At 43.4% G+C, this 11,695-nt stretch carries 8 protein-coding genes; 1 reads left to right on the forward strand and 7 read right to left on the reverse strand.

Annotated features, from left to right (window positions below; genetic code table 11):
* The 5 genes from carB to secA form a co-directional block, all read right to left on the reverse strand.
* A partial coding sequence (gene carB, locus ACP45E_RS14605) for a carbamoyl-phosphate synthase large subunit (RefSeq protein WP_069585171.1) occupies nt 1-2,585 on the reverse strand: 2,585 nt, incomplete at its 3' end.
* Between the two features lie 16 nt (nt 2,586-2,601).
* Nucleotides 2,602-3,741, reverse strand: coding sequence for a glutamine-hydrolyzing carbamoyl-phosphate synthase small subunit (gene carA, locus ACP45E_RS14610; RefSeq protein WP_017037738.1), 1,140 nt, complete (start codon nt 3,739-3,741; stop codon nt 2,602-2,604).
* Between the two features lie 480 nt (nt 3,742-4,221).
* Nucleotides 4,222-5,031 carry a 4-hydroxy-tetrahydrodipicolinate reductase gene (gene dapB, locus ACP45E_RS14615; protein ID WP_017035505.1) on the reverse strand — a complete coding sequence of 270 codons (810 nt, stop codon included), beginning with the start codon at nt 5,029-5,031 and terminating at the stop codon, nt 4,222-4,224.
* Nucleotides 5,032-5,131: 100 nt separating this feature from the next.
* A complete protein-coding gene (gene mutT, locus ACP45E_RS14620; RefSeq protein ID WP_017037739.1) occupies nt 5,132-5,530 on the reverse strand; it encodes an 8-oxo-dGTP diphosphatase MutT in 399 nt (132 codons plus the stop codon).
* A 104-nt stretch (nt 5,531-5,634) separates the two neighbouring features.
* A complete protein-coding gene (secA, locus tag ACP45E_RS14625; RefSeq protein ID WP_026026582.1) occupies nt 5,635-8,364 on the reverse strand; it encodes a preprotein translocase subunit SecA in 2,730 nt (909 codons plus the stop codon).
* A 316-nt stretch (nt 8,365-8,680) separates the two neighbouring features.
* Here secA and ACP45E_RS14630 point away from each other — a divergent pair, with 316 nt between their 5' ends.
* Nucleotides 8,681-9,142 (forward strand): DUF721 domain-containing protein, encoded by a 462-nt coding sequence (locus tag ACP45E_RS14630; RefSeq protein WP_017035508.1) that lies wholly within the window; start codon nt 8,681-8,683, stop codon nt 9,140-9,142.
* 136 nt (nt 9,143-9,278) lie between these two features.
* Here the strand turns inward: ACP45E_RS14630 and lpxC are convergent, their stop codons facing one another.
* Together lpxC and ftsZ are read right to left on the reverse strand one after the other, a co-directional pair.
* The gene (lpxC, locus tag ACP45E_RS14635) at nt 9,279-10,196 is read right to left on the reverse strand and encodes a UDP-3-O-acyl-N-acetylglucosamine deacetylase (protein WP_017037740.1); all 918 of its coding nucleotides are present in this window, start codon (nt 10,194-10,196) and stop codon (nt 9,279-9,281) included.
* A gap of 98 nt (nt 10,197-10,294) precedes the next feature.
* Complete coding sequence (gene ftsZ, locus ACP45E_RS14640) at nt 10,295-11,503, reverse strand: cell division protein FtsZ (RefSeq protein ID WP_017035510.1); 1,209 nt, start codon at nt 11,501-11,503, stop codon at nt 10,295-10,297.
* Nucleotides 11,504-11,695 lie beyond the last annotated feature (192 nt).

Raw genomic sequence — 11,695 nt, forward strand, 5'->3', positions numbered from 1 at the left:
TTAGCAATTGGTGCGCCTGTTGCTTTAGATACGAATGGAACGGTACGCGCTGCACGAGGGTTAACTTCGATTAAGTACACTTCATTGTTTTTCACAGCGAACTGAGTATTCATTAGGCCACGAACACCGAGCTCAAATGCCAGCTTTTCAACTTGCTCGCGCATGACATCTTGGATTTCTTCGCTAAGCGTGTATGCAGGCAAAGAACATGCTGAGTCACCAGAGTGGACACCCGCTTGTTCGATATGCTCCATGATACCGCCGATAACCACACGCTCTCCGTCACAAATCGCATCTACGTCCACTTCCACAGCATCATCTAGGAAGCTATCAAGCAGTACTGGAGATTCGTTTGAAACGCTGACCGCTTCGTTGAAGTAGCGACGTAGATCTTGCTCGTCGTAGACGATTTCCATCGCACGACCACCAAGTACATAAGAAGGACGAACAACGAGAGGGAATCCGATTTCACGAGATTTCTCTACCGCTTGCTCCATTGTCGTTACGGTTGCGTTTTGTGGTTGAAGTAGGCCTAGGCGGTCTACCGCTACTTGAAAACGCTCGCGGTCTTCTGCACGGTCAATAGCGTCTGGGCTAGTACCGATGATTGGAACGCCTGCCGCTTCAAGTTCACGAGCCAGTTTAAGTGGCGTTTGACCACCATACTGAACAATAACGCCTTTAGGCTTTTCAACACGTACGATGGCAAGTACATCTTCCAGAGTAACGGGTTCAAAGTACAAGCGGTCAGACGTATCGTAGTCTGTAGAAACCGTCTCAGGGTTACAGTTAACCATGATAGTTTCGTAGCCATCTTCACGTAGCGCTAGTGATGCGTGTACACAACAGTAGTCAAATTCAATACCTTGGCCGATACGGTTTGGACCGCCACCTAAGATCATGATTTTTTCTTTGTCTGTAGGGTTTGCTTCACACTCTTCATCGTAAGATGAGTACATGTAAGCCGTATCAGAAGAGAACTCAGCCGCACACGTATCTACACGCTTGTACACTGGGTGAATATCGTATTGGTCACGCAGACGACGAATTTCACTTTCAGCAACCCCTAAAATCTTAGATAGGCGTGCATCAGCAAAACCTTTACGCTTAAGCTTGTTCAATACATCTTTATTTAAACCAGCAAAACCGTTCGCTTTAACTTGCTGTTCAAGTAGAACAATGTCTTCAATTTGAACCAAGAACCAGCGGTCGATTTGCGTTAGGTTGAATACGCCATCTACCGACATGCCAGCACGGAATGCGTCAGCGATGTACCAAATTCGGTCTGAACCTGCTTCTTTAAGCTCATGACGAATCGTTGTTAGCGCATCGGGTGCATCTAGATCAACCATTTCATCGAAGCCTGTCGCGCCAACTTCTAGACCGCGAAGTGCTTTCTGTAAAGATTCTTGTTGGTTACGGCCGATAGCCATCACTTCCCCAACCGACTTCATTTGCGTCGTTAGACGGTCGTTAGCCCCTGCAAATTTCTCGAAGTTAAAACGAGGAATCTTAGTCACTACGTAGTCGATTGTTGGTTCGAATGATGCTGGCGTTGCGCCGCCAGTGATGTCGTTCATTAGCTCGTCTAGCGTGAAGCCAACAGCCAGTTTCGCTGCAATCTTAGCGATTGGGAAACCCGTAGCTTTAGATGCTAGAGCAGAAGAGCGAGATACACGTGGGTTCATCTCGATGATAACCATACGGCCATCTTTCGGGTTGATACCAAACTGTACGTTTGAACCACCTGTTTCAACACCAATCTCACGCAGTACCGCTAGAGAAGCGTTACGCATTAATTGGTATTCTTTGTCTGTCAGCGTTTGCGCTGGAGCCACGGTGATTGAGTCACCCGTGTGAATACCCATTGGGTCGAAGTTTTCAATCGCACATACGATGATACAGTTATCGTTTTTATCGCGAACCACTTCCATCTCGTACTCTTTCCAACCGATAAGAGACTCATCGATTAGAAGCTCGTTGGTTGGAGATAAGTCCAAACCACGACGACAGATTTCTTCGAATTCTTCTTTGTTATAAGCGATACCACCGCCAGTACCACCCATTGTAAATGACGGACGAATGATACAAGGGAAGCCAACCATTTCTTGAACTTTGTACGCTTCTTCCATGGTTTTCGCAGTATCGGCCACTGGACACTCAAGGCCAATTGCTTTCATTGCTTTATCAAAGCGAGAACGGTCTTCGGCTTTATCGATAGCGTCAGCCGTTGCACCAATCATTTCTACGCCGAATTCTTTAAGAACGCCGTATTTTTCAAGATCAAGCGCGCAGTTCAATGCAGTTTGACCACCCATAGTAGGTAGAACTGCATCTGGCTTTTCTTTTGCGATGATATTACGAACAACTTCCCATTGAATAGGTTCAATGTAAGTTGCGTCCGCCATATCTGGGTCAGTCATGATGGTTGCAGGGTTCGAGTTAACAAGAATAACTCGGTAACCTTCTTCACGAAGCGCTTTACAAGCTTGAGCACCAGAGTAATCAAACTCACAGGCTTGACCGATAACAATCGGACCAGCACCTAGAATTAGAATACTTTTAATGTCAGTACGTTTTGGCATTGTCTACTACTCCGAATTAAGCGGTGTGCTGTTTAATTAAATCAATAAAGTGGTCGAATAACGGCGCTGCGTCTTCTGGACCAGGACTTGCTTCAGGGTGACCCTGGAAGCTAAACGCTGGTTTATCTGTACGATGGATGCCCTGTAGAGAACCATCAAACAGTGATTTGTGCGTCGCGCGCAGAGTCTCTGGAAGGGTTTCTTCGTCAGCAGCAAAGCCGTGGTTTTGCGAAGTAATCATCACAACATCACGATCTAAATCTTTAACTGGGTGATTGGCACCATGATGACCAAACTTCATTTTCACCGTTTGCGCACCGGATGCTAACGCTAGGATTTGGTGTCCTAAACAGATGCCAAAAATTGGCAAACCTTTATCTAGAAATACCTTTGTCGCTTCAATAGCGTAGTCACACGGAGCCGGGTCACCTGGGCCGTTTGAAAGGAATACGCCATCAGGGTTTAACGCTAGCACTTCTTCAGCAGAGGTTTGAGCCGGTACAACCGTTAAGCGGCAGCCTCGGTCGACAAGCATGCGCAAGATGTTTCGTTTTGCTCCAAAATCGTAGGCAACAACGTGGTATGGCAATTCGCTGTCGTCTTTCGCTTCAGGAAGGCCACCCGTAAGCGTCCACGAACCTTGTTTCCATTGATACGCTTCTTTTGTTGTAACCTCTTTCGCAAGATCCATACCTTTTAAACCAGGAAACTCTTTTGCTTTAACCAATGCTAATGCTTCATCAATATTGCTGCCAGCAACAATACATCCGTTCTGAGCGCCTTTTTCACGCAAAATACGCGTTAGTTTGCGAGTATCGATCTCAGCAATGCCAACAATATTTTGCGATTTAAGGTAATCAGAAAGAGAACGTTCGTTGCGGAAATTAGAAGCTAAAAGAGGGAGGTCGCGAATGACGAGGCCTTGAGCATGAATCGCTGAGGATTCTTCGTCTTCGGAATTGGTTCCGGTGTTACCAATATGAGGATAAGTAAGAGTGACAATTTGTTGAGAATAGGAAGGATCAGTGAGGATTTCTTGGTACCCCGTCATCGAGGTGTTAAAAACGACTTCACCAACAGCGGAACCATCTGCGCCGATTGATTCACCGTGGAATACTGTCCCATCTTCTAGGACTAGCAGTGCTGACTTAATCAAGGCAACCTCCAGAATAAAAATGCATTAAAAACGAATTAATTTGCAATTCTACCTTCCTTTTAGCTGAAAATCAGCGTTTTTATGGAAATTAGACAAATTGGCGGTATTCTAATTATGGTTGTGATACGTGTCAAGTTTTACTATAAACAAATTACTACTTTACTAGGGTAGTAGCACTTTTCTCATTAAAGCGGTTAAAAAAACAAGTTTGGAAGCAAGTCATCTCAATAAATCACTCCAAATATAGAAATACTCATCATAAATATAGCAGAGCACCCAAGAAGGCGTGGATTTAAAAAAGCAAACGTTCAACAACACAAGATAACCTATATTTTTAGGTAACTCAGGGAGAAAAACAAGTGAGACACTCAAAACGAATAGAGAAAACAGGTAAAACAAGGAGAATTTAAGTGATATGCCGAATGATTTATTGATGCGATGAGTTATGCGTTGAAATTCATCAACGCATAACTATTTACTTTACAGTTCGTTCAAACCCAGTACATCCACCATGGTATAAAAACCCGCTGGTTTACTATTTAACCAAACCGCGGCTTTAATTGCACCATTCGCAAACGTCATGCGATCAGTCGCTTTATGGGTAATCTCTACACGCTCACCTATGTCTGCAAACATAGCGGTATGCTCACCAATAATGTCACCAGCTCGAATGGTCGCAAAGCCGATTTCATCTTTTGTTCTCTCGCCCGTAATACCTTCGCGAGCATAAACGGCAACATCGCTGAGTTCATTGCCCATCGCTCCTGCAATGGCTTCACCCATTCCGATGGCAGTACCAGAAGGTGCATCCACCTTATGGCGGTGATGCGCTTCAACGATTTCTACATCGCAATAATCACCCATGACTTTAGCGGCTTTTTCTAACAATTTAAAAACAAGGTTAACCCCGACGCTATAGTTGGGCGCCATAACAATGGCAATCTCTTTTGCTGCCTCATCAATCTGTTTCTTTTCATCTTCAGAGAAACCCGTCGTGCCGATGATGATTTTTTTACCGTATTTTTTACATAGCTCAATGTTAGCTAGAGTATTCACTGGAGCGGTAAAATCGACAATCACATCATACTCATCAACCGATTTTTCAAGACTGTCTACAATGGAAATATCAAATTTCCCTTTACCGCAGAGTTCACCAATATCGATACCGACAAGCGAAGATTCTGGACGTTCAGATCCAGAGGCAACCTTTGCATCTTGATTATTATACGTTGCTTTTACTAGGTTCCTTCCCATGCGGCCAGCGGCACCAGCTATTGCTACTCTTACCATTAAATATTTCTCCCTCTGTTGTCAGGCATCTAACCTATGATCCATTGTATTTGATCGAACTCACACTAAACTATCAACAAACACCAAATTTGACTAGCACTTAGGCAAACTCTTTTATGACCTTTTCTAGTGTGGGTAGGTTTGCTTCTGGAAAACGATAGGCGTTCAGTTCTGAGATCCCCACCCACTTTCCTAGCTGTCCTTCTTTTCCATAAGGCTCACCATTAAAGTCAGTGATCGTAATAAAGTCGAACTTGAGCGATTTTTCAGGGTAATCATATTCAACATAATGAAACGGTGCCTGATTAGTCACTAAGATACCTATCTCTTCATGTAACTCTCGTATCATCGCCTGATCGATAGACTCATCTTGTTCAACCTTCCCTCCAGGAAACTCCCAAAAACCGCCTTTATGCAGATGTTCAGGTCGTTGGGTAATGTATATTTTTGACTTATCAGTGTTAAAAATGATAGCCGCAACAATATGAATTCTTTTCATTTAAAACTCGTTATGTTCTACGTATTTCTTTGTATTTAGGTTAAAGCACAGTATTTAGTTAAAAAAAGAGCCGCTAATGCGACTCGATTTAATTAGGTATTCATTTAAGCTATTTTGCCGTGGCACTGCTTATATTTCTTACCGCTACCACACGGACAAGGTTCGTTACGTCCAACCTTTCTCTCATCACGAACAACAGGCTGGTGACCTTCTTCGTGTTCTGAGCTTTCATCCGCTAGCTGATTTTCTGCACTTGCGTGTTGAGCTTGGGCTCTGCGTGCCGCTTCTTCCGCTTGTGCACGACGTTGAGCTTCCATTCTTTCAACTTCTTCTTGCTGCTGTACTCGCACCTTTGACAAAATCGTAATCACGTCAAATTTTAATGACTCGAGCATCCCTTCAAATAGCTCGAACGATTCACGCTTATACTCTTGTTTCGGGTTCTTTTGAGCGTAACCTCGAAGGTGAATACCTTGTCTAAGGTGATCCATCGCAGCTAGGTGCTCTTTCCAAAGCGTGTCGAGTGTTTGCAACATGACTGATTTTTCGAAGTTGCGCAGTACGCTTGCACCGACTACTTCTTCTTTCGACTTATACACTTCAACGGCGTAAGCCAGTAGCTTGTCACGCAACGCTTCTTCGTACAGCTTGTCGTCTTCATCAAGCCATGTTTGAATCGAAGCCTCTAGATCAAAATCATTTTTTAAGCGTTCTTCAAGGCCTGATACATCCCACATATCTTCTAAAGACTGAGGTGGGATGTACTCATCAATAATAGAGGTTAGGACGTCGTTGCGGTTGTGTTCGAGCATTTCGCTGATATCATCTGCACTCATTAACTCATCACGAAGTTCGTAAACCACTTTTCGCTGATCATTGGCAACATCATCGTACTCAAGCAATTGTTTACGAATATCGAAGTTGCGACCTTCAACTTTGCGCTGTGCTTTTTCAATAGAACGAGAAAGCATACGACTTTCAATCGCTTCACCTTCGTCCATACCACTTTGAATTAGACCTGCCATACGATCAGAGGTAAAGATACGTAACAACGAATCTTCCATCGATAGATAAAAACGAGATGAACCCGCATCACCTTGGCGGCCAGAACGTCCACGAAGTTGATTATCGATACGACGAGACTCATGACGCTCAGTACCTATAATATGAAGGCCACCTGAAGCTAGAACTTCATCATGCACTACTTTCCATGCACTCTTTATTTCTTGGATTTGTTCCTCTGTCGGGTTAGACAGTTGCTCAACTTTAGCCTGCCAACTTCCACCAAGTACAATATCCGTACCACGACCTGCCATGTTGGTTGCGATAGTTACCGCGCTTGGCATACCAGCACTTGCTACAATTTCAGCTTCTTTTTCATGGAACTTCGCGTTCAGGACATTATGTTTAATTTTGGCTTTTTTAAGCGCATTAGAAAGCAATTCTGATTTTTCAATCGAGACAGTACCAACCAGTGAAGGCTGACCGTTAGCCACTCTTTCTTTAATGTCTTCAATGATAGCATTGAATTTATCTGCTTCAGTACGATAAACAACATCGGGCATATCATTACGAATCATTGGTTTATTGGTTGGAACAACCACTGTTTCTAAACCATAGATAGACTGAAATTCAAATGCTTCGGTGTCTGCCGTTCCTGTCATTCCAGACAGCTTTTCATACAGACGGAAAAAATTCTGGAATGTAATAGAGGCTAATGTTTGGTTTTCATTTTGAATTTTCACACCTTCTTTTGCTTCAACAGCTTGGTGTAAACCTTCAGACCAGCGACGCCCTGGCATAGTACGGCCAGTATGTTCATCAACAATAACGACTTCGCCGTCTTCATTAACGATGTAATCAACATTTTTCTCAAACAACACGTGTGCACGAAGTGCGGCATTCACATGATGCAATAAACTGATGTTAGTCGGTGAATAGAGGGTATCCCCTTCTTCCATTAGTCCATTTTCCAACATGAGCTCTTCAACGAACTCTTGCCCAGTTTCAGTCAGATATACCTGCTTCGATTTTTCATCTAGGGTGTAATGCCCATCACCACGGTACTCTTCCGAATCTTCTTTTTCTTGACGCTGAAGTTCAGGAATCAGAGTGTTAATCTTAGCGTAAAGCTCAGAGCTATCTTCCGCTGGACCAGAAATGATAAGGGGTGTACGCGCTTCATCAATTAAAATCGAATCGACTTCATCGACAACCGCAAAGAATCTTGCTCGTTGCACTCGGTCTTCATCACGGAAGGCCATATTATCGCGTAAATAGTCAAAGCCGAACTCGTTATTGGTTCCATACAAAATATCCGCTAGGTAAGATTCTTTCTTCTCTTGAGGAGGCATATTAGGAACATTAGTGCCAACCGTCATGCCTAAGAATTCAAACAGTGGACGGTTTGTTTCTGCATCACGTCGAGCCAGATAATCATTCACCGTGACGACATGAACACCCTTGCCAGGCAAGGCATTAAGATAAGCAGGTAGAGTCGCGGTGAGTGTTTTACCTTCACCGGTACGCATCTCGGCAATTTTCCCTTCATTTAGGACCATGCCACCAAGGAGCTGAACGTCGAAGTGACGCATACCATAAACACGCTTCGATGCTTCACGGACCGTTGCAAATGCTTCAGGAAGTAAGTTATCTAACGACTCACCTTTTTCTAGGCGTTGACGAAATTCAACCGTCTTTGCTTTCAATTCTTCATCGGTAAGAGCTTCAAAAGTCGGCTCATAATTATTTATTTCTTTTACGATCTTTTTTAGACGACGCAAGGTTCGGTCATTGCGACTGCCAAAAACCTTCGTCATTAGATTAGTTATCATTTGCTATGAATCTCTCTAAATTTAGATCGAATGCGATCTACTCTAAATGCCTTCAGTCTTAACCAGTTTTAAACTAAGAATACTGAGATAAATCATGTATCACTGATATTGTGATGAGGCGTTAACATTTCAAGGCGATAGTTATAATTTGTGCCGATAGTGTAAGGAATTTTATCACTAACAACCAATAGGTGCGTCATTTGTTTGAAGCGCACTTAATTTTTTTTGAAAATTGGTTATCTATTGTGCCCATTTAACGCTATTACCTAGCTTCTAGATGCACTAAAATGAAATCAATACAACGCTTGGAACTGCTATGAGAGATCACCGCCCAACCTTAACTCAAGAGCTACTGTCTGAATCAAAGCTCAACCAGATCCAGCAACACGCTAAAGAAATTTTGATTATTAATAGCGAACTTCAAAAATTTCTACCTGCCAATGTGGTTAAACATTGCCGTGCAGCCAATGTTCGAGGAAGCCATTTGCTCATTGAAGTCGCAAGCGCTTCGATCAAAATGAAGCTTGATTATGACCGCTTAACCATTTTGAATCACTTACGCGCGGTGGGCTTTGCTCGTTTAATTTCGTTGGAAGTAAAAATCAACCCTAGCCTCTATCGAAAGACCGATTTGGCGAAAGAAAAAGACATCCGTATAAAACGCCCGCCTATTTCCAAAAGTGCAGCACAGGCATTAATGGTCGTTGCTGAAATGGCGCCACAGAAAATACGAGATCGTTTGGAGCGTATCGCTCAATTGGCAGATAAAGAAAAGTAGACAAAAAGAAGGAATAGGAAATAAGTCTGCGCAAGCAGCAACAATATCCTGCTCGACGTTTTAACTATCTAATAATTTGCGTTAACAATATTGGAAGTTAAAAAAACCAGACTTATCAGTCTGGTTTTTTTATAATCTAAGCAATAACGAAACTAGGGTCCGCAAACGCTACTGGAGAGCCAGCCGCCTCTTCAAACGTCGCCCATTCCCATGCTTCTTGATCGGCAAGAACCGCTCTTAAAAGTTGGTTATTCAAACCATGGCCTGATTTATAAGCTCGGAATTCACCGATAATGGCGTGTCCGCACATGTATAAATCACCAATTGCGTCGAGGACTTTATGGGTCACAAACTCGTTAGCAAAACGAAGGCCTTCTTCATTAAGAATACGGTATTCGTCAAGTACGATAGCACAATCAAAGCTACCGCCTAAACACAGATTCTGCGATTGAAGATACTCAATATCACGCATAAAACCGAAGGTACGAGCACGAGAGATGTCTTTGATAAACCCTTGAGAAGAGAAATCAAACTGCAATCGTTGTTCATCGATCTCTATTGCAGGGTGATCGAATTCAATCTCGAAATCCATACGGAAGCCATTAAACGGAACAAACTCTGCCCACTTATCTCCATCTTCAAAACGTACTGGTTTTTTAATACGAATAAAGCGTTTTGGTGAGTTTAGAGTTTCAATACCGGCCTGCTGTAATAAGAATACAAATGGGCTCGCACTGCCATCCATAATCGGAATTTCAGGTGCATCAACTTCAACGATTACGTTATCAATCCCCATACCTGCAAGCGCCGCATTGAGGTGCTCTACCGTCGAGATTCTGACACCGTCTTCATTAACTAAAGCAGTACAAAGCATGGTATCTCTTACTGACTCAGGGTCAGCAGGGAAATCGACAGGAGGATTGACATCGGTACGACGATAAATAATACCGGTGTTTGCAGCAGCAGGGCGAAGAGTAAGTGTGACTTTACGACCAGAGTGGAGTCCCACACCAGTTGTTTTCACTATCTCTTTCAATGTACGTTGTCTAATCATCTACTACCCTTAATAAACTTGCTACATATATCGGTCTGCTGTGACACAGACCGGGCATGCTAACATAATTTTGAACACTGTCAAATTACGTACAATTATTAATCAGCTTGACGACGTAAAAATGCCGGAATATCTAAATACGCATTTTCTTTCTCAGGCTTAGGCGCTGTTGCTGCTTGTCCTGAGTTTGACGTTGTCGGTGTCGTTGCTGTTTGAGCGGCAACTTGAGGTTTTTCTTGCAAAGGCTGTGCCGCCTTTTCCTCAGTTTTCGCTGGTGCTGAAGTTTGTGGCTGAGTAACCGGAGCTACTTTCGCTTTACCGCCAGCAACCAATGTAATATCAGGTTTCTTCTCTGTGCCGATACCAGTAGCAACCACTGTCACTCGGATTTCATCAGTCATGTCTGGATCAAGAGAAGTACCAATCACAACCGTTGCATTATCAGAGGCGAATGCTTTAACAGTGTTACCCACTGTCTCAAACTCATCTAAGCGCATATCTAGACCCGCTGTAATGTTAACAAGAACACCACGCGCACCCGCTAAATCAATGTCTTCCAATAATGGACTGGAAATGGCGGTTTCAGCCGCTTCTTCAGCACGGTCTTCACCTCTTGAAACACCACTGCCCATCATTGCATGACCCATTTCTGACATCACTGTTCGTACATCGGCAAAATCGACGTTAATCATGCCTGGGCGAGTGATCAGCTCGGCAATACCTTGAACCGCATTTTTCAGTACATCGTTAGCACTGCCAAACGCTTCTAGCAAAGTCACGCCGCGTCCAAGAACTTTAAGCAACTTCTCATTAGGGATCGTAATTAATGAGTCAACATGCTTAGATAGCTCTTCAATACCCTGTTCAGCAAAGGCTAAACGTTTTTTACCTTCAAAGCTGAATGGCTTAGTGACAACAGCAACGGTCAATACACCTAATTCTTTTGCTACTTCAGCGATAACTGGCGCAGCACCTGTTCCAGTACCACCGCCCATTCCAGCGGCTATAAATACCATATCGGCACCGCTCAGAACTTCTTTAATTCTTTCTCGATCTTCCAATGCTGCATCTCGGCCAACCTGAGGGTTAGCGCCTGCACCAAGACCTTTAGTGATATCACCACCAATCTGAATAACGCTGTTAACACTCGTTTTACGAAGTGCTTGTGCATCCGTGTTGACACTGATGAATTCTACGCCTTCAATAGACTCACGCACCATGTGTTCAACGGCATTACCACCACCGCCACCAACTCCAACGACTTTGATTACGGCATCGTCAGACATTTCCATCATCGGTTCAAACATTTGTTATCTCCGTTTTTCCTGCTATTCAGGTTAAAACTCTTTTTGTATCCAATTACGTAAACGACCAATTAAACTCGACATTGATTGGCGTTTAGGTTCGCTGTATTCAATGTCATCGCTTATTTGACTGTCTTTTGCGTAATGAAGTAAACCAACAGCCGTAGAATGATACAGATCGGAAGAGCGGCTCAG

Source organism: Vibrio genomosp. F10 str. 9ZD137 (genome assembly GCF_049974785.1).
In the GTDB taxonomy this organism is placed as follows: domain Bacteria; phylum Pseudomonadota; class Gammaproteobacteria; order Enterobacterales; family Vibrionaceae; genus Vibrio.